22 protein-coding genes are annotated in these 19,626 nt (G+C 42.5%); 10 read left to right on the top strand and 12 right to left on the bottom strand.

The annotated features are described in order from the left end of the window. Nucleotides 1–5: 5 nt before the first annotated feature. From BKH46_RS01985 to BKH46_RS01940, 10 genes are all read right to left on the bottom strand, one after another. Nucleotides 6–1,097: a DegT/DnrJ/EryC1/StrS family aminotransferase gene (locus BKH46_RS01985; RefSeq protein WP_095225158.1), complete on the bottom strand. Its 1,092-nt coding sequence runs from the start codon at nucleotides 1,095–1,097 to the stop codon at nucleotides 6–8. After that, nucleotides 1,084–1,662: an acyltransferase gene (locus tag BKH46_RS01980; RefSeq protein WP_095225157.1), complete on the bottom strand. Its 579-nt coding sequence runs from the start codon at nucleotides 1,660–1,662 to the stop codon at nucleotides 1,084–1,086. Before BKH46_RS01980 ends, BKH46_RS01985 begins: the two co-directional genes overlap by 14 nt. Next, nucleotides 1,659–2,606: a Gfo/Idh/MocA family oxidoreductase gene (locus BKH46_RS01975; RefSeq protein WP_095225156.1), complete on the bottom strand. Its 948-nt coding sequence runs from the start codon at nucleotides 2,604–2,606 to the stop codon at nucleotides 1,659–1,661. Before BKH46_RS01975 ends, BKH46_RS01980 begins: the two co-directional genes overlap by 4 nt. Continuing rightward, entirely contained in the window at nucleotides 2,603–3,697 is a 1,095-nt protein-coding gene (gene wecB / locus BKH46_RS01970; RefSeq protein ID WP_095225155.1) for a UDP-N-acetylglucosamine 2-epimerase (non-hydrolyzing), read from the bottom strand. The genes BKH46_RS01975 and wecB overlap by 4 nt, the downstream gene beginning before the upstream one ends. Further along, nucleotides 3,694–4,920, bottom strand: coding sequence for a glycosyltransferase (locus BKH46_RS01965; protein WP_172402534.1), 1,227 nt, complete (start codon nucleotides 4,918–4,920; stop codon nucleotides 3,694–3,696). Before BKH46_RS01965 ends, wecB begins: the two co-directional genes overlap by 4 nt. Nucleotides 4,921–4,931: 11 nt before the next feature. Next, nucleotides 4,932–6,029 carry a glycosyltransferase family 2 protein gene (locus tag BKH46_RS01960; RefSeq protein WP_095225153.1) on the bottom strand — a complete coding sequence of 366 codons (1,098 nt, stop codon included), beginning with the start codon at nucleotides 6,027–6,029 and terminating at the stop codon, nucleotides 4,932–4,934. Next, nucleotides 5,978–6,196 (bottom strand): hypothetical protein, encoded by a 219-nt coding sequence (locus BKH46_RS01955; protein ID WP_095225152.1) that lies wholly within the window; start codon nucleotides 6,194–6,196, stop codon nucleotides 5,978–5,980. The genes BKH46_RS01960 and BKH46_RS01955 overlap by 52 nt, the downstream gene beginning before the upstream one ends. Beyond that, the gene (locus BKH46_RS01950; RefSeq protein WP_095225151.1) at nucleotides 6,189–7,142 is read right to left on the bottom strand and encodes a glycosyltransferase; all 954 of its coding nucleotides are present in this window, start codon (nucleotides 7,140–7,142) and stop codon (nucleotides 6,189–6,191) included. The genes BKH46_RS01955 and BKH46_RS01950 overlap by 8 nt, the downstream gene beginning before the upstream one ends. Next, a complete protein-coding gene (locus tag BKH46_RS01945) occupies nucleotides 7,139–7,966 on the bottom strand; it encodes a glycosyltransferase family 2 protein (protein WP_095225150.1) in 828 nt (275 codons plus the stop codon). The genes BKH46_RS01950 and BKH46_RS01945 overlap by 4 nt, the downstream gene beginning before the upstream one ends. 114 nt (nucleotides 7,967–8,080) lie before the next feature. Continuing rightward, entirely contained in the window at nucleotides 8,081–8,836 is a 756-nt protein-coding gene (locus BKH46_RS01940) for an SDR family NAD(P)-dependent oxidoreductase (RefSeq protein ID WP_095225149.1), read from the bottom strand. A gap of 55 nt (nucleotides 8,837–8,891) precedes the next feature. Here BKH46_RS01940 and BKH46_RS01935 point away from each other — a divergent pair, with 55 nt between their 5' ends. After that, nucleotides 8,892–10,298: an FAD-dependent oxidoreductase gene (locus BKH46_RS01935; protein WP_095225148.1), complete on the top strand. Its 1,407-nt coding sequence runs from the start codon at nucleotides 8,892–8,894 to the stop codon at nucleotides 10,296–10,298. 7 nt (nucleotides 10,299–10,305) lie between these two features. Here the strand turns inward: BKH46_RS01935 and BKH46_RS01930 are convergent, their stop codons facing one another. After that, nucleotides 10,306–11,151, bottom strand: coding sequence for a S1-like domain-containing RNA-binding protein (locus BKH46_RS01930; protein ID WP_172402533.1), 846 nt, complete (start codon nucleotides 11,149–11,151; stop codon nucleotides 10,306–10,308). An 82-nt stretch (nucleotides 11,152–11,233) separates the two neighbouring features. Between BKH46_RS01930 and BKH46_RS01925 the strand changes: the two genes are divergently transcribed. Continuing rightward, nucleotides 11,234–12,505 carry an EpsG family protein gene (locus BKH46_RS01925; RefSeq protein WP_143428899.1) on the top strand — a complete coding sequence of 424 codons (1,272 nt, stop codon included), beginning with the start codon at nucleotides 11,234–11,236 and terminating at the stop codon, nucleotides 12,503–12,505. A gap of 14 nt (nucleotides 12,506–12,519) precedes the next feature. Continuing rightward, complete coding sequence (locus tag BKH46_RS01920) at nucleotides 12,520–13,296, top strand: hypothetical protein (RefSeq protein WP_095225145.1); 777 nt, start codon at nucleotides 12,520–12,522, stop codon at nucleotides 13,294–13,296. 119 nt (nucleotides 13,297–13,415) lie between these two features. Here BKH46_RS01920 and BKH46_RS01915 read toward each other — a convergent pair whose 3' ends face one another. Continuing rightward, nucleotides 13,416–14,354: a D-2-hydroxyacid dehydrogenase gene (locus BKH46_RS01915; RefSeq protein ID WP_095225144.1), complete on the bottom strand. Its 939-nt coding sequence runs from the start codon at nucleotides 14,352–14,354 to the stop codon at nucleotides 13,416–13,418. Between the two features lie 70 nt (nucleotides 14,355–14,424). Between BKH46_RS01915 and argB the strand changes: the two genes are divergently transcribed. The 7 genes from argB to BKH46_RS01880 all read left to right on the top strand — a co-directional run bounded on the left by argB (nucleotide 14,425) and on the right by BKH46_RS01880 (nucleotide 19,623). Further along, a complete protein-coding gene (gene argB, locus BKH46_RS01910) occupies nucleotides 14,425–15,273 on the top strand; it encodes an acetylglutamate kinase (protein WP_095225143.1) in 849 nt (282 codons plus the stop codon). Then, the gene (locus tag BKH46_RS01905) at nucleotides 15,274–15,741 is read left to right on the top strand and encodes a hypothetical protein (RefSeq protein WP_095225142.1); all 468 of its coding nucleotides are present in this window, start codon (nucleotides 15,274–15,276) and stop codon (nucleotides 15,739–15,741) included. It begins immediately after the preceding gene. A gap of 90 nt (nucleotides 15,742–15,831) precedes the next feature. Further along, a complete protein-coding gene (gene rplM / locus BKH46_RS01900) occupies nucleotides 15,832–16,257 on the top strand; it encodes a 50S ribosomal protein L13 (RefSeq protein ID WP_172402532.1) in 426 nt (141 codons plus the stop codon). 10 nt (nucleotides 16,258–16,267) lie between these two features. Continuing rightward, nucleotides 16,268–16,657 (top strand): 30S ribosomal protein S9, encoded by a 390-nt coding sequence (gene rpsI, locus BKH46_RS01895; RefSeq protein WP_095225141.1) that lies wholly within the window; start codon nucleotides 16,268–16,270, stop codon nucleotides 16,655–16,657. A 165-nt stretch (nucleotides 16,658–16,822) separates the two neighbouring features. Next, complete coding sequence (locus tag BKH46_RS01890) at nucleotides 16,823–18,208, top strand: MATE family efflux transporter (protein WP_095225140.1); 1,386 nt, start codon at nucleotides 16,823–16,825, stop codon at nucleotides 18,206–18,208. Then, nucleotides 18,190–18,840, top strand: coding sequence for an HAD family hydrolase (locus BKH46_RS01885; RefSeq protein ID WP_095225139.1), 651 nt, complete (start codon nucleotides 18,190–18,192; stop codon nucleotides 18,838–18,840). Before BKH46_RS01890 ends, BKH46_RS01885 begins: the two co-directional genes overlap by 19 nt. Nucleotides 18,841–19,062: 222 nt before the next feature. After that, nucleotides 19,063–19,623 carry a pyruvate flavodoxin oxidoreductase subunit gamma gene (locus BKH46_RS01880; protein ID WP_095225138.1) on the top strand — a complete coding sequence of 187 codons (561 nt, stop codon included), beginning with the start codon at nucleotides 19,063–19,065 and terminating at the stop codon, nucleotides 19,621–19,623. Nucleotides 19,624–19,626: the final 3 nt, after the last annotated feature.

The raw sequence follows: 19,626 nt of genomic DNA, 5'->3' as shown, positions 1-19,626 counted from the left end.
GTCTTTCAAGTGATATGTTTGCAGATATATTGGATTGTTTCTGTGTCTAAATAGGGATTGATAGGAAGACTTAAAATCTGTTCAGATACCATCTCAGAGATGTGAAAATCCCCTTTTTGGTGCCCTAGATACGCAAAGCATTGCTGGAGATGGAGGGGTTTGGGATAGTGGATAGCATAGGGGATATGGGCGTTTTTCAGGGCTTTTTCTAGTTGGGGTCTTTGCGGGGAGAGGATACAATATTGTGCATAGATACTTTCTCTATCAGCAGGGATAAAAGGCGTGGTGATGGATTTATCTTGGAGGTGGGTATCATAGAGCTTAGCAGCTGATTGGCGCCTTGTGATTTGGAGGGGGTAGTGCTTGAGTTTGACTCGCAAAATAGCAGCTTGCAAGGTATCAAGCCTCGCGCCTAGCCCGATGTAGTGATGTTCATAACGTTGTGTTTGCCCGTGTGTCCTAAGGGCTTTGATTTTTAAGGCAATCTCTTTGTCATCACAAAACACCGCACCCCCATCACCATAGCACCCCAAGGGCTTTGCAGGGAAAAAGCTCGTTGTCCCTATGGCGCTTAAATGGGGGCTTTTACTCCCAGCATAGCTAGCCCCAAAGCTTTGTGCGCCATCTTCAATCACGATGAGTTGGTGCGCTGAGGCTATGGCATTGATTGTGGATAAATCTGCGGGCATACCAAACAGACTCACAGGGATAATGGCCTTTGTTTTGGGCGTGATAGCCCTTTTGATACCCTCAGGGTCGATCAGAAAAGTGCGTGGGCAAATATCGACAAAAACGGGCTTTGCACCTAAGAGTGCGATCATTTCAGCTGCTGCAATGAAGCTAAAAGATGTTGTGATGACCTCATCACCTCTTTTAATCCCCGCACCTAAAAGTGCGAGCAATATCGCAGAAGTCCCACTCGAGCAAGTGATAGCATATCGTGCGCCAATGAAATGGGCGAGCTCTTCTTCAAGCGCTTCGATTTCTTCGCCCATAATAAATTGAGCTTTTTCTATGACTTTTCTGATGGCTTCTTCGAGCGCGTTTTGATATTCGAGATGCCCTTGTTTTAGATGGGCAAAATCAATCTTTTTCAATCAATATCCCACCATCAACCAAGCTATATTGTGTGCCATCATAGCTATCAAAAGCCCTATTGTTAGTATCAAAAATCATTTTATTGCCCGCTTTATCCACCCAGCCAATCTGCCTAGCGCTCACACCAGCAACAAGCGCAAAGGGCTTGACATCTTCTCTCACCACAGCCCCCGCAGCCACAAAGGCGTATTCTCCGATACTCACACCGCAGACAATCGTGGCATTTGCCCCGATGGTGCAGCCCTTTTTTAAAAGTGTTGTTTTGTATTCACTTTTTTTGATGATGAAAGCCCGCGGGTTATAGACATTAGTGAATACAGCTGAAGGGCCAATGAATACATCATCTTCGCATTTTACGCCCTCATAAAGACTCACATTGTTTTGGATTTTGCAGCCATTGCCAATACTGACACGGGGTCCAATCGAGCAGTTTTGTCCAATCGAGCAGTTTGTTCCGATGGATACTTGCTCTAAGATATGACAAAAATGCCAGATTTTACTTCCATCACCGATACAAACTCTTGTGTCGATATAGCTAGAGGGGTGGATAAAATATCGATTCATAATGCCCTCTGGCATAAGGGGTGATAATCCCCTATGAGCCCTATGGGCTGCGTGTTTCTTAGGTCGTGTATGATCTGGATACAAGTGCGGGCGTCTTCTAATCCAAAGCCCCTGCCAGCTAAAATTTCTTCATAGCTTTTGGTATGCAAATCTGTGAAGCCATCAGAAAATTCAACTTTGTGGTTATCAACAATCATTGAGCGATAGGTCTTTTTGTCTTTAGTATCTTGGGGGAGGTGGTGGGGATTGATCGAGAGAAACCATCGGATTCTAGCGTGTTTGAGCTCAAGATACCCTCCCATACAATCGGGCCGACAAACATGCACAGCACTGGCCTTTGGTGCACCAAAGATAAAGCAGAGCATATCAAAGAAATGCACGCCGATATTTGTAGCAATCCCACCACTTTTGGCGATATCGCCTTTCCAAGATACATAATACCATTTGCCCCTGCTAGTCAGATAAGTGAGTGTGATGTCATAGACTTTGTGTGGGTTGTTTTGCAGGTCTTTTTGGACTTGGTCTTTGAGCTTTTGGATACTAGGGTGGAGGCGGAGTTGGAGGATATTATAGACTTGTGTGTTGGTTTCTGCTTGTATCTGGCTTAAACCATCGATATTCCAAGGGTTGAGGACAAGAGGTTTTTCACAAATTGCGTGTGCGCCATTTTTGAGTGCGAATCGGATATGGCTGTCGTGGAGGTAGTTGGGCGAACAGATGGTGATGTAGTCTAGGGCTTGGTTTTTTCTGGAGAGTTTGTTGATATGGCGATCAAATCTCTCAAATTCTGTGAAAAAATCTGCGTCAGGAAAATAAGTATCCAAAATACCTACAGAATCCCTAGGGTCTAAGGCGCATAAAAGCGTATTGCCCGTGTCTTTGATGGCTTTGAGGTGTCTTGGGGCGATGAAGCCACCCACCCCGATGATTCCAAAAGAGCTCATAATACCTCCAGAATTTTTTTGACGATTTTATCCCCTGCTTGCCCATTGCCATAGAGATGGGGTGGTGGGGATTTTGCAAACAAATAAGGCATATTACCAAAAGATTCAATAATTTTTTCTTTTTGTGCGCCGACTAAGTAGGCACACCGATGTTCTAAAAGCTCCTCCCACTCGCTCTCATCACGCAAAACAAAACAAGGCTTAGCAAAAAAATAAGCTTCTTTTTGCAAGCCCCCACTATCGGTGAATACGGCTTGCGTGCGTTGGAGCAAATAGAGAGTTTCTAGGTAGCTTAGAGGTGGAGTGAAGCAGATATGGGGGAATTTGAGCCCTTGGTGCTTGAGGGCTTGTTCTGTGCGTGGGTGGAGCGGGCATAGGACTTGGGTGTGTTTGGCGATGGTGTTGAGTGCTTCAAAAATTGCTTGGAGTCTTTGGGGGTCATCAGTATTGTTAGCCCTGTGGATACTTGCAAGGATAAAGTTTGCTTGCAAGGGGAGTTGAGGGGCTTTAGCATAGGGGGCATAATAGAGCGCATTATCTTGCATGATATCCCCGCAATCATAAATCTGACTTTGGGGCAGGAGGGATTCATTTTTGAGATTTTCGCACGCACGCACAGAGGGGCAAAACAGCAGTGTTGAGAGCTTATCTGTGGCAATGCGATTGCACTCTTCGGGCATTTGGAGATTCTTGGAGCGCACGCCTGCTTCGATATGGATCAGCGGGATTGTTGCATGAAATCCAGCGAGTGCGCCAGCGAGCGTGGAGTTGGTATCGCCATAGATGAGGATCGCATCGGGTTTGCTTGCAACAATGATGGGTTGTAAGCCTTGATAGATGTGAGCTAGCATTGCAAAGCGGGCTTTGCGCGAGTTTTGGGAGGTGCTATGGTGTTTGATGGGCTGGGTGAGCTTGATAGTTGGGGCTTTGAGCTTGAGCTCTTGGAAAAATACTGCGTCCATTGCATGGTCATAATGCTGGTTTGTGTGGGCGATGATTTCTTGGATATTGGGGTAGTTTTGGAATACGCGTTGCAAGCAAGCTGCTTTGATAAATTGCGGTCTAGCCCCTAGGATTGTGAGGATTTTCATTGGTTGTTAGGGCTTGTTTGTGGGGGTGTTGTTGGGCTTGTTTTGGGTTTGTCTTTGGCTTTGAAATGTTTAGCCACAGCGACAAACTCGCTAATTCCTTTATCCCAGAGCATTCTAGCAATGAGGAGGAAAATGATGGGTGCGCGTGCGTTGTGTGCGTTTGTGTTGTGCTTTTTAGGGGAAAAATATTCAAGGTTGATACCTTCGCTTTGGAGGAGTGTGCTTTTTGCAAGAGGGATAATACCTCGATTGCAGAATTCTTGTCTGTCATCAGCATTGAGAAACCAAACAGCTTGGGTGTGTCTAAGGGCGAAGCGATACATTTGGGTCACTAGAGTGCGTAAAAGCCTTTTTTTAAAGCTATTACCGATGAATACATAGCCCAAGCCTGTGATGATATTGATAGTGGGGATTTTGAGTGTTTGAGAGGCTAGGGAGGCGTAAATGACAGCTTTGATGGTGTAGTTGAAGCAAAGGGAGGGTTTGAGGGTATGGAGGATTTTTCTGATTTTAATGAGGGTTTTGAGGTCTTTGAGGGGATTGAGCCCTTTGGAGTCGAGCGTGATGGGGTGGATAGAAAAGCCCTCTTGTTCTAAAAGAGCGCTATAGGTATCTTGGGGGCAGAGGATATGGATTGCAAAGCCTTGATTTTGCAGGGCTTTTAAGACTTCAAGCCTGAAATTATACATACCAAAAGCTGTGTTGGAAACAAAGGCCAATGAGGGGGATTTGATAGGGGTTTGCGCGATTGCTACGTGGTAGATATTGATTGTGTGTTTGATGTCAAAATTTTTGACATATTGGAGGGCGTTTTGCCCCATTTGCTCTCTTTTTAAGGGCGAGAGGTTTAAAAAATATTCGATAGCCCTTTGGAGGGAGTGGGGATCTTTGGGTTGGCATAAGATACCATTATTTCCGATTGAAAGGTCTTGATAGTCTTTGTGGGCTTGGGGGTTGTCAATGAGATCTTTGCAGCCGATGGCGTTTGTTGTGATGATGGGCTTACCCATTGCCATGGCTTCTAGCAGCACTCTAGGAGCGCCCTCACGATAGCTAGGCAAGATGACACAAGCAGCACTCATGAGGCAATCTCTAATATCGCTTTTGCTACCTAAATAGGTGATGAGCCCCTCGGCTTCCCATTGTTGTATTTGCGAAAGGCTGATGGCTGCAGGGTTGCTTGCATCGGCTTTGCCAAGGAGCTGGAATTGTATGTTTTTCACTCTCAAATTGCCTAAATTTTTATTTTCCCCAAGCTGGCGATAAAGATAAAAATTCTAGCATAAGTTTGCCATTTATGATAATGCTTCAAAGAGCTAAAGCAAGCTTTCAAATAAGCAGGGATATATGTGGTTGTGTCATCATATCGGTGTTCGAGTTCGATGGCTGCATTGAGTATATTGCAGATTTTGTCATGGGCTTGGTGGAAATAGGGGTGGGAGCTTAGGTCTTTGTCTTCTTGGAGCGTTTGGAGATAATAGATGATTTTTTGGAGGTGGGCGATTTTAGTCGCGCGGGTTTTGGGATCGGACCTGCGGGTGATGGAGCTAGTATTTTCGCAGTAATAATACAGCTTGTCTGTGATCCCTGTGCTTGAGTGTGCGAGAGTGGCGATGACAAAGCTATGGAGGGCATCTTCGGCCATAATGAGTTTTTGAGTAATGTGTGCAAACTTATCATTGGCTTTTTGCAAAAAGTCTTTTTTATAGAGCTTAGCCCAGATATGCCAAGGGGGAGTGGAGGGGGCAAGAAAGGATTTTTTGAGTATTTGTGCGCCAAATGTGTCTTGTGTGATGGGTTTGGGGGCAAGTCTATTGCAGCTAGGAGGGAAAAAACTCGTGCCAAAATAAATGATATCAGGACTTACGCCTTGATGGTCTTTAGCAAAACAAGAGAGCTTTTCAGAGAGGAGCATAGCTGTATTAGGGTGGAGATAATCATCAGCATCAAGGAAGCAAATATAGGGACTATGGGCGTGTTTGATTCCTTGAATACGGGCGTGAAATGTGCCGATATTTTGGGGGTTGTGGATAATGCGGATACGGGGATCGTTGCGTGCATAGGTCTGTGCGATCGCAATACTATTATCTTGCCCCTTATCATCGATAATGAGGATTTCTATTGCAGTAAAACTTTGGGAAATGCAAGATTCTAGGCATTTTTTGATGGAGGATTGGGCGTTGAAAACAGGGATAACGATAGAGATTTTTGGTGTTTGGGGTGTGGCAGATGGAGTGGATAGAGTGGATACACAAGGGGAAAAAGGAGGTGGGGTTGGGCTTAGAACGTGTTTAAAATCTCCTCTTGGATCTGCCTTGTGATTATATCCCATTTTAATTCTTTGGCCCGCAAGGTGAGGTTATAGCTGAGGTGATTGAAGAGCGCTTGATTGGCGATGAGCTCTTTGAGTGCAGAAGCGATGGACGTGGCATTTGGTGGGGTGATGAGTGCGCCTGATGTGGCGTGCGGGAGGAATAGAGAGGTTTTTGCATCAAGCACATTGATATCTGCCCCCCCCCCCTCTAAAGCTTATAAACTGCTCTTTGAGCCCACCTACATCAGTGCAAATAGTGGGGATTGCATTGGCAATACCTATCGAAGCGACCCCACTTTGTGAAGCTTCTAAATAAGGCATGACTAAAATATGGGAGCGATTGAAAATCTCTGCGATACTCTCTTGGGACAAAAAGGTATCGTGGATTTCTAGCTTGTCTAAAAAGGCTTGCGGATAGCTTAGATCGTATGTGTAGGAGCTTTTGCCTGCGATAATGAGCTTCTCAAAGCTCTCAAGAGGCAAGGAGGCTAGCGCATTTAAGAGGAGATGGATACCTTTATAGGGGTTGATACGACCAAAAAATAAAATCGTAGGCTTTGTGGTGTAGGTCTTGGGCGTGGTGTGTAGATGTTTGAGCGCAAAAATCCCATGGGGGATAACAGCTGTGTGCTTGTGGGCTAAAAGCTTAGGAGAGAGGGAATTTTTGACAAAATGTGTGAGGAAAATGATGGTATCTGCGCGTTTGATGGAAGCATTGATGAGGGATTGCTCAAAGGGCATGCCATCATTGGTGTGGATAATACCATCGTGTTCAATGAGGATAACAGGCTTGCCTATGAGCTTGAATACACAGATAAAAGCAAGATTCCAAAAATGGAAATAAGGCAAAAATAATGCGCTGTATTTGTGGGAGTCTATGCATAGCTTGAGGGCAAGAAAGGGCAGGCGAAAAAGTGTGTTGCAAGCAAAGCTTAGCCGTGTGCGCCGATAGGTTTTGATAGATTTTGCACCTTTTGAGGGGGGCTCTTGTATGTAGGTGGTTTCATAGAGTGTGTAGGGCAGATTGAGATGTGCTAGGATATGCTGTGCATACTGCACACAACCCCCTTTACGGCCTAAGGACATGACAAGCAAGGGCTTGATTTGTGCGTGTGTGGGCTTTTGTGTCATTGGTATTTAGCTCCCCATTTACTACGTGCTAGGTTTTTGTATTTGGCAGGAATTAGCTTGCGGAGCAGAGTGCGGGGGATCACATAAAAGACATATTTGCTAGCAAGAAACAAAGGATAGAGCTTGTTGTATTGATACCCAATCTGGCAGTCTTCAGCAAACATTTGCCACGAGAGTGTGCTAGAAACTCCATTGAGATCAAAGGTGCAGATGATGGCATTGACTTTTTGGAATCGATAGCCTAGGTGGTAGATTTTGGTAAAAAAGTCCGTATCCCCAGCGATTTTAAATGCCGTGTTATAGGGGTAGGTCTTGAGGAGCTTGGTAGCAATGAAGCTAGATTGGTGCGTGAAGTGGTGGTGGTATTTGTGGTGGGTGTTTTGACTTGTGAGGATTTTGCTGTGTTGGGTATCAAAGACAATCTGTGTGTCCCCATACAAGACAGAGATTTCAGTGGGAGTGGTGGGGTATTGGGCGAATACTTCTTGGATACTTGTGGGGCTATAGAAGCGATCCCCGCTATTCATGAAGTTACACCAAGACCCATTAGCTAGGGCGACACCTTTATTCATCGCATCATAAATCCCTTTGTCTTTTTCGCTGATAAATTTTGTGATTGTATGCAAGGCTTTAGGGGGCGAGGTATCAATATAGCTTTGGATAATCCCTTGTGTGCCATCTGTGCTGCCACCATCAATGATGATATATTCGATATGAGGATAAGTCTGAGAGAGCACAGATTCAATGGTTTGTGCTATATGGGGGGCGTCATTATAAACAATGGTGATGACAGAAACTAATGGGTGGGCACTTGGTGGTATCATATTTTTTCTTTTGACTTGCTCTTTTGGCTTGATAATGGGTATTTGTGTGGAATTTTATCATAATCTCAAAAAATCTTATGAACTTTTAAGTATCAAGCAACTATCAAGTAGCCATCAAGCCTTTGGAGTTTTAGCGACATTGAGTGCAGCAGGGGCTTGTGTGGTTGGCATCATCTCAAGCCGATTGATATTGATATGACTGGGGAGATGGGCGATCCAATAGACAGCTTCTGCGATATCTTCAGGATAGAGAGGGTGTGTGTTTTCATAGACCTTTTGGGCTTTTATTTCATCACCCTTAAAGCGCACAAGTGAGAATTCACTCCCCCCGCAAAGCCCTGGTTCGATATTACTGACTCGGATATTTTTGTCATACAAATCAGCGCGTAGATTCAGGCTAAATTGCTTGATGAAAGCCTTGGTTGCTCCATAGACATTACCCCCTGGATAGGGATAAGTCCCTGCAATCGAACCAATGTTGATGATATGCCCTCTTTTGCGCTCTACCATCTGAGGGAGGAGGAGGTGCGTGAGCTTGATGAGGGCAGTGATATTTGTAGCGACCATTGCTTCCCAATCTTCTATATTTGCCTTTTCAGCACTTTCTAGCCCTAGGGCTAGCCCTGCGTTATTGACAAGCACATCAATGGTTCTGAAATTTTTGGGTAGATGATTCAAGCCCTCTGCAATCAGTGCTGTGTCATTGATATCTCCGATGATAAGGGCTATTGCTTCTCCGAGTTCGCTTTTGAGCTGCTCCAAACGCTCTTTGCGCCTTGCTATGGCAATGACATAATGCCCTTCTTTGACAAATCGCTTGGCTATAGCCCTACCAAATCCCGAAGACGCCCCACTGATACAGACTACCATTTGTTATCCTTTGAAAACTATAGTTGTAATTATTATATTACATAAGGAAAACAAGATGCAAATGTTTGATATTGTTGTGATTGGGTTTGGAAAAGCAGGCAAGACTCTAGCACTCAAAAGTGCGTCTATGGGGAAAAAAGTAGCACTGATTGAGCAGTCTAAGGATATGTATGGTGGGACTTGTATCAATATCGGCTGTATCCCGACAAAAGCACTAATCACGCAAGCCCATCAAGCCCAAGCTTGCGCAAGCCCTAAAGATACTAGCTATCAGCAAAGTATGGCTAAAAAGACTGCATTGGTGGAGTTTTTGCGTGCTAAAAACTATGAAATGTTAGCCCAAAATGAAAATATCACGATTTTTGATGGCAAGGCGTCGTTTTTAGACCAGAGGACAATTCAGATTGTAGGAGAAAAAACGCAATGCATACAAGGCAAAAAGATCTGTATCAACACAGGGGCACAAAGCGCTATGCTCTCCATACCGATAGAATCTCAGAGGGTCTATACGAGCACAACTTTGCTCTCTCTTACCACACGCCCTAAAGAGCTTGTCATCATTGGGGCAGGCTATATTGGCTTGGAGTTTGCGTGTATGTATGCAAACTTTGGGACAAAGGTGTCGATACTTGTGCGTGGGGATACTTGGATGCCAAAAGAAGATAGGGATATTGCAGAATTTGTCTTAGAATCTATGAAAAAATTGGGTATTGAGATCATTATGGGTGCGTGTGTGCAAGCGATACAAGATAAGGCTGATGATAGAGATGATAGAGATGATAAAAATAATGGCAGAGATGGTGGCACAAGCTATCGTGCTTGCGTTAGCTATGAGAGTGCAGGGGTCAAAAAAGAAATCTTTGCAGATGCTGTGTTGGTAGCTATTGGACGCAAGCCTTATACAGAAGGTCTGAACTTGCAAAAAGCAGGCGTGGGGGTTGATGGAAATGGAGCTGTGATTGTAGATAGATTTTTGCGTACACAAACAGAGGGCATTTATGCGCTAGGAGATGTCAAAGGTGCGCCATTTTTCACTTATGTGTCTTTAGATGATTTTAGAATTGTTTTTGATGGGTTTTATGGCAAAGGGGCGCGGAGTGTAGAAAATCGGAGTGTTGTCCCTGAAGTCTTGTTTTTATCTACTCCATTAGCCCACACAGGCTTGAGGGAAAAAGAAGCCATCAAACAGGGCTATGCTATCAAAATCGGCAAGCTCGCTACTGCAGCAATCCCTAGGGCTAGGATTTTAGGCGATACTACAGGTATGCTCAAGCTCATTGTGGATGCAAAGACAGATGTGATTTTGGGTGCAAGCCTTTTTTGTGTCGATGCTCCTGAGATTATTAATATTTTTTCTCTTGCTATCAATGCTAAACTCCCTTATCAAAGTCTTCAAAATATGATATTCACACACCCTTCAATGAGCGAAGCTATCAATGATTTATGCGGGACACTCTCTTGAATTTATCTCAAAGAGTGTGCGTTTTGAGGTTGGGATGGATGGATTTTTTTTGTGGGTCTTGATGGTGGGGGAGGATTTTGATTTTGCCCTCTTTGAGTAGGGCGTTGATGAGTGTTTTGAAGCTTTTTTTACTCATTTGACAGATGGTATAGATCTCTTGGGGTGCAGAAGAAAAGTCAAGCTCTAAGGGGGAGTGCTCTGTGATGAGCTGATAGAGGCGGTCTTTTTCTTGGACTTGATTTTCCCAAGATTTTAAAGAGAGGTCTAGCTTCCCATCAGAACGGACTTTTTGGATATAAGCAGTTGTGGGGACATTGAGAGGGGGGGGAGAGAAAATCTGGTTTTGATAGAGAAGACCATAATATTTTTTCTCTACGACACAGCCTATGCCTAGGGGCGTGTTTTCAAAAGGAAAGATAGTCACTGCTTTGTGCTTTAGAGTTTTTTTAAAGGGCAAAAGATGTTCTTTGATACCGAGTTTGGCTATGAGCCTATTTTGCTTATCTGTGGTGAGATAGATGGCTACTGATTGCCCGATTTTAAAGCGTTTGGGGTTTTTTGAGGGCATAAAAATATCTTTGTCAATGCCTAAATCCATAAAACAGCCATTATCTTGGATACTCACTACTTGAAGTGCTAGGATTTCTCCTTTTGTGCCTAAAGGTTTTTGTGTCGTTGCAACAGGGCGATCTAGGGAGTCTGTATAGACAAAAACCTCTATAGAATCTCCCACTTTAAAAGACTCTAGGACAAATTTATTGGGTAGTAAGATTTCTTCACCCTCTGATTGCAGATAAGCACCAAAGGGCGAAAAACGCGAGATTTTAAGGGTTTGTATCGTGCCTATTTGCATCATATCTCCATTGTGTTTGTGTGTTGTATGGGTAAAAAAGTGTATCATTATAGCAAGTATATCAATAAAGGGTTTAAAGTCTTTGCAGCACTCTTGTAATCAGAATTTTTCCTTCAATCAGGATTCCTCGTGCCTATCTCCTCGCTCCAATCCTTGTTTGACCCATCATCTCAAACGCCCATATTCTCGTGCCCATCGGAGTATCCTCTATTGTCTTGCTTTTTGTCCGTGGTTTATTTTGCCCTTTTCGCCTCTGATTGCATATTTTGTAGCGATGGTTTTTTTGCTGCTTTGTGCTGATTGTAACGACAAGCTCATGTTGAGTCTTTTGGGCTTGAATATCGCTGTATCAGGCAGCCTTATTTGGGCTTCTCGTGTTTATTTTGATAGCGATAGTGATGACTTTTTGCGTTATTATGATACTTATGAGTGCCTTATCAAAGGGCATTTTGACGCTCTTTTTACTTATGGTGGGGGGTTTGAGATTGGTTTGCCTTTGTTTTATGTGTTGCTTGATTGTGTATGGGGTGCGCTTAGACCTAGTGAAATTTTATTTTTTACGATTTTATTCCCTAGTGTGTTGGTGTTTGTTTGGGTGGTGCGGTATATGGGCGATTGGAGGGCGCAAGATCGGGCTTTGTGCTTGTTTTTTGTGTTTTTGTTTTTTAATTTCTATGCTCCCAGTCAGTGGAGTCGCCAGAGCTTTGCTTGTGCGTTTATTTTGTTTGCCCTCAAAGAGGAGAAGTTTTTTTGGAAATATTTATTTGTAGTTTGTGCGAGCCTTTTCCATCTCACTTCAATTCCGATATTTTTTATCCTAGAATCTCTCAAAAAATATCCCAAAATCACGCTAGCTTTTGTGGTTTTGGGTTCATTGAGTTTTGTGTTTGCTTTTGAATTTATCTTGATGGCTTATAAAGTCGGGTTTATCCCTCATCTGGGTATCTTGAATAAGTTGAATTACTACACACTCTATCAAGAACGGGGGATTTTTATGGATTTAGATTTTTCGTTCTTGTTTTTGCTTTTTTGTATGGGCGTGCTGTTTTGTTTCCCAACGCCCAAAGATTTTATCAAAAGAGAGCAGACCTATTTTTTTCTTGTTTTTGTTTGGCTTTATGTCGTGTTTTTGCCTTTTTCTTATGCGTCCAATCGCTTGACCTTGGTGTTTAATTCGTTTTTGTTGGGGTATATGTTTTTTGTCGCAATACGCAATTTTTCGATTGTGGCTTATGGAGTGGGCTTTTTGATTTTGCTAGCAAAGTTTGCTTATTATTTTTTTAGCCCATATTCAGGGTTATGGTATTCTTATCCTTTGATGGGAAAATTTTTGTATTATTTTGATTTGCATTGACTGAAAGGAGTTTGATGAAAGACACAGCACCTAAAGAGCTTGATTCTAGGGAGTTTTTGTATTTATTTGTGAGGCATTATAAGGTCATGTTAATTGTATTTATTATCCTGATGGGGCTAGGCATTGCTTTTATCCAATATCAAGACACACAAAATCAAAAATCCCACACCCAAAAGACCAAGCAAGCTGACCATTATCTCTTCTCGATCCAATCAAAAAGCTTGATGATCCCCTTAGGGGATACCAGAGCTCTCCTCTCCAATCGTGTCATCACGCAAAATCTCAACCTCCTCAAGCAAAATATCAAGCAAACTCAAGTCGATTCCCAAGCAATCCAATCGATTCAAAATATGGAAGTCACAATCCCGCCTTCTCCACAAACTCCAGATATTTTTTGGATCAATATCGAAGCAAAAGACAAAGCCCTTGCTCAAAAATATGCCGATATGATCACTTGGTATATCCAAAACTCTCCCCAATCAGCGAGTATCAAGGCATATCTGAAGGGAATTTATGATGCCTATAATCAAAAAACACCATCAAACAAACAAGCAGATTTTGCACTCTTAGAATCCCAAATCCAAGAGATTCTCAAAAATGGCGTCGTGATTGCAAGCGAACTTTCCAAAAAACAAGATGGCGATATTGAAGATATGGTGGTATGGACAAATGTGTCTTCACAGCTCACGCAGACAAAAATGTGGATTTTTTTGGTGATCTCTGCTGTAATGATTGCTATATTTGCTGCTTTTGTGGCTGACTTTTTTAGCCATTATTCCCGCAAACATTAATTTCCCATCAATCCTCTTATGGATTGATTCTATGCACAATACGCATTTGCCTTGATTTTTTGTGTTTTTGAGCTCTTGCCCCCCCTATTTTTTGGAAAAATGGGGGTGTTGGAAGAGGTTTAGGGATTTGTGTCTTCAATGAAGCTTTTGATATTGGCTATCACCATTTCGAGCAGTTTTTTGCGTGCGTTGCCATAAGCCCAAGCAATGTGTGGGGTCAAGATGATTTTGTCATGAATTTTAGGATTCAAAAAGGGGTGCCCAGCTTGCATTGGCTCGATTTCTAGCACATCAGTGCCAAAGAAAATATTTTTAGTTTCTAAAATCTTAGCCATATCTGCTTCATTGACAATCCCTCCACGCCCTACATTGATGAGTATCGTTCCATCTTTTAGACTCTGGAGTTCTTTGTGCGTGATGAGATTTTTGGTTTGGTCATTGAGGGGTGCGTGGATAGAGATGATATCGCTTTGTGTGAGGAGGTCATGGAGGGTTTTTTGGGGGTAGTGGGGGTGGATATTTTTACCACTTGTGGAAGTGTAGCTGATATTTGCTCCAAAGCCACAAGCTAGCTTTGCTACTCTCTCTCCGATCGCTCCAAGTCCGATAATCCCCCATTGTTTGCCATCTAGCTCGCAAAGCCCTCCATTGAGATGCATAAAAGTATCGCTTTGACACCACTGCGCATTTTTGCAATAGTAGTCATAATAATGGATTTTTGAAAGCAAGTTTAAGGCCAAAGTGAGGGTATGCTGGGCTACGCTTTGTGTTGAGTATCCTGCGACATTTTTTACCACAATCCCTAGTTCTTTAGCAGCTTGCATATCGATGATATTTGTCCCTGTGGCAGTCACACAGATGAGCTTGAGAGCCTTGAGCGCTTTGAGTGTGGGCGCATCTAAGATGACTTTATTGGTGAGGATAATCGCAGCGTCTTTGCATCGTGAGAGTATTTGCTCTTTTGTTGTTGTAGGATAAGTGATCAACTCACCTAAGCTCTCTATAGGGCTTAAATCAGCATCTCCGAGTGTTTTTGCATCTAAGAAAACTATTTTCATTGGGTGTCCTTAAATTTTTGACTAGTTTTTAATATAATAGCATACTTTAATTTTATCAAAAAGAGGCCCCATGGAATCAAGGATAAAAATTGCTGATATTTTGCTCGATTCATTGCCTTTTATCAAAGTGTTCCGCAATCAGATTGTTGTGATCAAATATGGTGGGTCAGCACAGGTCAATCCAAAGCTCAAAGAGCAGTTTGCCAAAGATGTTGTGATGATGTATATGCTAGGTATCAAGCCTATTATTGTCCATGGTGGGGGCAAGGATATCACGACTATGCTAGGGCGTTTGGGGATAGAGAGCGAATTTATCGAGGGCTATCGGGTGAGCACACAAGAGAGTATGCCTATCATCGAGATGGTCTTAAGCGGGAATATCAACAAAGAGCTCAGTGCGTTCTTGAACCATCAAGGTATCAAGGCTGTAGGCTTGAGTGGCAAAGATGGAGGGCTGTTTGAAGCCAGACCAAAAGATGGGGGCAAGCTGGGCTATACAGGCGAGATCACACAAGTAGATACGACACTGCTTGCAACGCTTTTAGAAAAGGGCTTTGTCCCCGTGATTGCTCCGATTGCAGGGGGTGAGGGGATCGGACATTTGGGCTATAATATCAACGCAGATATTGTCGCTTGTGAGATCGCTAAATCTTTGCAGGCTTTTAGAGTGGTCTTTCTCACAGACACTAAGGGCGTGCTGGATGCGCAAGGTCAGCTCATTCCCACACTCACCAAAGAGCAAATCCATACACTCAAAGCCAATGGAGTGATCATAGGGGGTATGCTCCCCAAGCTAGAGGCGAGCTTGCAGTGTATTGAAAATGGCGTGCAAAAAGTCCATATCATCGATGGACGGATTGAACATTCATTGCTTTTAGAGCTATTCACGAGCACAGGTATCGGGACGGAAATCATCTAAATGGCTGAGTTTTTATACCACAAATTCACACCAATCCAAAAGCTTTTGATTCTATGGCAAACCCGTTCTTTGGGGTCAAAAATCGATACCTTGATGTTGCTTTTTCCTGTGTTAGTGTATTTGGGGCGCCCTGATTTAGACGCGCAGCTCAAACGCGCTAAAGCCCTCATTGATAAGATGATAAAACCCAATAATTTAGCACTCAAAATTTTCAGTCGCGTGATGATGCGTGTGGGAGAGTATGCCAAAGATGAAAAAACCTATATGCAAGATAGAGATAGGGCTTTTGATGCTGTGGTGGGCGATATCCAGCTCTATGCTATCGTGCTCGATATGCTCGGAGATAAGGGGTATGAAACACAAAGGGATATTTTGCGCTCAGTGATCCAAAAGGCCTATGATGAAGCATACCATATCAGCAAAGAAAATAAACGGATTTTGGAGTATCAAGAGCAAGCTTTTAGATAAGAAATAGCTTAAGTTAAGCAAAATGTAAGTTTTATTCTATCATAATACGCGACGCAAAAAATTGTTAGAAATTATTTTAAAGGTAATGCAATGGATATTACAAAGACTGCTAAAGTCAATGAAATCAAACGCGATTGGGTTGTTTTGGATGCTAAAGACAAAGTATTTGGGCGCTTGATCACAGAGGTGGCGACACTTTTAAGAGGCAAGCACAAGCCTTGTTATACGCCAAATGTAGATTGTGGGGATTTTGTCGTGATTGTCAATGCCCCATTGGTGCAGTTTTCTGGTATGAAACTTGAAGACAAAGAGTATTTCACCCACTCAGGCTATTTTGGCAGCACCAAGAGCAAGACGCTCAAAGAAATGCTAGAAAAAAACCCTGAAAAGCTTTTTTATCTTGCTGTCCGTGGTATGCTCCCAAAAACTAAGCTCGGTCGAGCAATGATCAAAAAACTCAAAGTTTATAAAAGCAGCGAACACCCACATACTGCTCAAATCACAAAAAGTAAATAAAGGAATTTAGATGGCAAAAATTTATGCGACAGGGAAAAGAAAGACAGCGATAGCAAAAGTTTGGCTTGCAAGTGGTAGTGGCAAAATATCTGTGAATAATCAGAGTTTAGGGGAGTGGCTAGGTGGCCATGAAGCAATCAAAATGAAAGTCATGCAGCCTTTGATCCTCACTAAGCAAGACAAATCTGTAGATATTTGTGCTGTGACTTTAGGCGGGGGTTATTCTGCTCAGGCTGAAGCCTTAAGACACGGAATATCTAAGGCATTGAACGCTTATGATGTGTCTTTTCGAGCGATCTTGAAACCAAAAGGCCTGCTCACTAGGGACTCTAGGACGGTCGAAAGAAAGAAATATGGAAAGAAAAAGGCTCGAAGAAGCCCACAATTCTCAAAAAGATAATCTCCCCATACGCAGAGTTTTTCACACTTTGCGTGTCTGTTTGCGACTCCGATTTTTGGATATTTGGTTTTTTAATCTACATTTAATCTTTAGCATTTCTCTCTTGATGGATCTTACACTCTGTTATAGATTTGATGGCAGCAACAAGGCTGTTTAGGTGGTTTTATGTTTGATATTGATTTGAAAAATGATTCGATAAAAAAGCTATTTTTTTATTATTTTATCCCCTCTTTGTGTGCGATGATAGCACTCTCGACTTACTCGACTGTTGATGGGATTTTTGTGGGCAAAAAGCTAGGAGAAGAGGCCTTGGGGGCTATCAGTATTTGTTGGCCGGTGTTTCCTGTGCTGATTGCTTATGAGCTGTTATTTTCTTTGGGAGCTGCTTCTATAGTTTCTTATTTTTTAGGCAAAAATGAAGTGCATCGTGCGCGTTTGATTTTTAGCTCTGTGTTTTATTTTGTCATCATCAGCACTTTGATAATCGGAGTGTTTTTGTATATATTTGTTGATGAAATTGCCTTGCTGCTTGGGAGTAGCGAAGCATTGAAGCCTTTGGTGGTGGATTATTTGAGGGTGATTTTTTTTGGGTCAGTATTCATGGTGCTGCACCCATTGTGTGATGTCTTTGCCATCAATGACAAACGCCCCATTTTAGCGATGGGCGCGATGATTGTAGGTTCATTGGCAAATATTATTTTGAATTATTTGTTTTTGTTTGTCTTTGAGATGGGGATCCACGGGAGTGCTTTAGCCACGATTACAGGGCATGCGATAGGGTTTTTGGTGCTTTTGCAGCATTTTTTATTCAAACGAGGGAAGCTCTATTTTGTCAAAAGGTTTAGTCTGAGTGCTATCATCTCTTCGGCAAAAAGTGGTATCCCTCAATCTGTGTCTGAACTCAGTGCAGCTATTGTGATGTTGCTATTTAATACTATCATCATGGGTATTGCTGGGGAGAGGGGCGTATCGATGTATGGCATTATTATGTATAGTGGTATCATCTTTTTTACGGTCTTGCTCTCTATCGCCCAAGGGATCCAGCCTATTGCGAGCTTTAGCTATGGAGCAGGGAGCAAAGAGAGGGTGCGGGGGATTTTTCTTTTTAGTATCAGCGTGTCTGTGCTTGTTGGCGTGGGGATTTATTTGATTTTTTATGGTTTTGATGCGTATTTGGTGCGTTTATTTTTAAAATCAGATATTGCCAGCAGAGATCCCTACTTGCTAGGGGATACGGTGGAGGCGATGAATATCTATTATTTGGGTTATATCTTTTTGGGAGTGAATATCACTTGTGCTATATTTTTCCAATCTGTCCAAAGAACTAGGAGCTCTTTTATCATTACAATTTGTTATACATTGATATTTTTGGTGTTTTTGCTCCCCATTTTGAGTAAGGAATACGGACTCACTGGTGTGTGGCTGGCTTATCCTATATCGCAGTTTTTAGCCTTTTTGGTCGTGGTGGTTGTCGTGGCTTATGAAGTCAAATCGGGGATTTTTTCCAAACATTTCAGTAAGAAAGGCGTATCGTGGCAAAAGAAAAAATAATTTTATTTGACCTCGATGGCACTTTGATTGACTCATTAGAAGCGATTTATGAGAGCTTTTGTGTGGCTTGTGTGGGTAATGGTTTTCAAGTGCCAGATTTTGGTTGTGTCGCAGAGTTAGTGGGAGAAACTCTGGAGGATATGTTTTTGCATTTGGGTGTTTCAAAACAGGAAGTGCCTCAGTGTATAAGTGCTTACAGAAGCCATTACCAAGAGATTTACCTGCAAAAGACAAAAATGTTACCTAATGCAACACAATCGATTTTAGAAGCCAAGCAATTTGCACAACTTGGGGTGGTTACGACCAAAACAGCTAAGTTTTCTGAAAAACTCTTAGAATATTTTGGTGTGTTGGAGTATTTCCAAACAATCATAGGTATCGAAAATGTAGAATTCCCCAAGCCCCATAAAGAGCCTATTCTCAAGGCTATTGCCTCAATCAACCCCTCTATGCTGCCTCAAAATGTCTTTATGATTGGAGACACTATTTTAGATATCCAATCTGCCATCAATGCCCATATCAACCCCATAGGTGTTAAGACGGGTTATAAGAAGCTTGAGGGGGATTGTATGGACGGGGTGCGTGTTTTTGATGATTCTCTTGAGGCCATAAGAACAATCAAAAACCTTTAATTGTTACATTTATACACATATTTAAATATTATTTGAACTCCGTTTTTGGGGATATTTTGTCTATTGGGTTAAATCGAGTAAAATTCCATAGTAAAAAGTTTAGAAATGTATCGTTTATCAATGCATGAGATGTTGGCATTAGGTTTTGGGCTTTTGTTATCTTTGATTTGTGATGAGCGACTTTCTAAGGCGACAAACTAAACAACCAAAAGGAGAAAAGATATGCTACAAATCAGATGGCATTCACGGGCTGGCCAAGGAGCTATAACGGGTGCAAAAGGGTTGGCAGATGTCGTTGCAGGCACGGGCAAGGAAGTCCAAGCTTTTGCTCTATATGGTTCAGCAAAGCGTGGAGCAGCGATGACTGCTTATAACCGCATAGACTCTGAACCGATCTTAAATCACGAGAAATTTATGAGCCCTGATTATGTGCTAGTGATCGATCCGGGCTTGACTTTTATCACAAATATTTGTGCAGATGAAAAGCCCACCACTGCCTATATCATCACCACGCATTTGAGCAAAGAAGAGCTTTTGGATAAAAAGCCTGAACTCAAGGGCAAAAAAGTCTATACACTCGATTGTATCAAAATATCTATCGACACCTTAGGCAAGCCAATCCCCAATGCACCAATGTTGGGTGCTTTTATCAAAATTTCAGGTATCTTGGAACTAGAGTTTTTCAAAGAGGCGTTTAAAAAGGTCTTGGGTAAAAAACTCTCCCCTAAAATCATTGAAGCAAATATGCAAGCCATTGAGCGTGCGTATAATGAAGTCAAATAAGGA

It is taken from the genome of Helicobacter sp. 12S02634-8 (genome assembly GCF_002272865.1).
In the GTDB taxonomy this organism is placed as follows: domain Bacteria; phylum Campylobacterota; class Campylobacteria; order Campylobacterales; family Helicobacteraceae; genus Helicobacter_J.
This window is presented reverse-complemented; position numbering and strand designations above follow the sequence as displayed.

Coding starts and splice junctions, on each gene's coding strand:
- BKH46_RS01980 (WP_095225157.1), bottom strand. CDS start 1,662: ATGAATCGATATTTTATCCACCCCTCTAGCTATATCGACACAAGAGTT.
- BKH46_RS01975 (WP_095225156.1), bottom strand. CDS start 2,606: ATGAGCTCTTTTGGAATCATCGGGGTGGGTGGCTTCATCGCCCCAAGA.
- wecB (WP_095225155.1), bottom strand. CDS start 3,697: ATGAAAATCCTCACAATCCTAGGGGCTAGACCGCAATTTATCAAAGCA.
- BKH46_RS01960 (WP_095225153.1), bottom strand. CDS start 6,029: ATGGGATATAATCACAAGGCAGATCCAAGAGGAGATTTTAAACACGTT.
- BKH46_RS01950 (WP_095225151.1), bottom strand. CDS start 7,142: ATGACACAAAAGCCCACACACGCACAAATCAAGCCCTTGCTTGTCATG.
- BKH46_RS01945 (WP_095225150.1), bottom strand. CDS start 7,966: ATGATACCACCAAGTGCCCACCCATTAGTTTCTGTCATCACCATTGTT.
- BKH46_RS01940 (WP_095225149.1), bottom strand. CDS start 8,836: ATGGTAGTCTGTATCAGTGGGGCGTCTTCGGGATTTGGTAGGGCTATA.
- BKH46_RS01935 (WP_095225148.1), top strand. CDS start 8,892: ATGCAAATGTTTGATATTGTTGTGATTGGGTTTGGAAAAGCAGGCAAG.
- BKH46_RS01930 (WP_172402533.1), bottom strand. CDS start 11,151: ATGCAAATAGGCACGATACAAACCCTTAAAATCTCGCGTTTTTCGCCC.
- BKH46_RS01920 (WP_095225145.1), top strand. CDS start 12,520: ATGAAAGACACAGCACCTAAAGAGCTTGATTCTAGGGAGTTTTTGTAT.
- BKH46_RS01915 (WP_095225144.1), bottom strand. CDS start 14,354: ATGAAAATAGTTTTCTTAGATGCAAAAACACTCGGAGATGCTGATTTA.
- argB (WP_095225143.1), top strand. CDS start 14,425: ATGGAATCAAGGATAAAAATTGCTGATATTTTGCTCGATTCATTGCCT.
- BKH46_RS01905 (WP_095225142.1), top strand. CDS start 15,274: ATGGCTGAGTTTTTATACCACAAATTCACACCAATCCAAAAGCTTTTG.
- rplM (WP_172402532.1), top strand. CDS start 15,832: ATGGATATTACAAAGACTGCTAAAGTCAATGAAATCAAACGCGATTGG.
- rpsI (WP_095225141.1), top strand. CDS start 16,268: ATGGCAAAAATTTATGCGACAGGGAAAAGAAAGACAGCGATAGCAAAA.
- BKH46_RS01890 (WP_095225140.1), top strand. CDS start 16,823: ATGTTTGATATTGATTTGAAAAATGATTCGATAAAAAAGCTATTTTTT.
- BKH46_RS01880 (WP_095225138.1), top strand. CDS start 19,063: ATGCTACAAATCAGATGGCATTCACGGGCTGGCCAAGGAGCTATAACG.